A 226-nucleotide genomic window follows, 5' to 3' on the forward strand; every position below is an offset into this window, starting at 1 on the left:
CCGCACTTTCAGTTGCTTCGCTGGCTGTTTCTGGCTCAGGCGCACTTGCCATTGAATCCATCAGCGCGTCAATATCATCTGGGTCGGTTAATTCGGCATTATCAGGTATTTCATCCACCGCACTTTCAGTTGCTTCGCTGGCTGTTTCTGGCTCAGGCGCACTTGCCATCGAGTCCATCAGCGCGTCAATATCATCTGGGTCGGTTAATTCGGCATTATCAGGTAT

The 226-nt window shown here is 50.9% G+C and carries 1 protein-coding gene; it reads right to left on the bottom strand.

Annotated elements, in window-relative coordinates:
- On the bottom strand, window positions 1-226 hold a 226-nt coding region (locus tag RM573_RS17465; RefSeq protein WP_311585145.1), incomplete at both ends, for a hypothetical protein.

It is taken from the genome of Thalassotalea castellviae, assembly GCF_031846185.1.
Classification (GTDB): domain Bacteria; phylum Pseudomonadota; class Gammaproteobacteria; order Enterobacterales; family Alteromonadaceae; genus Thalassotalea_H; species Thalassotalea_H castellviae.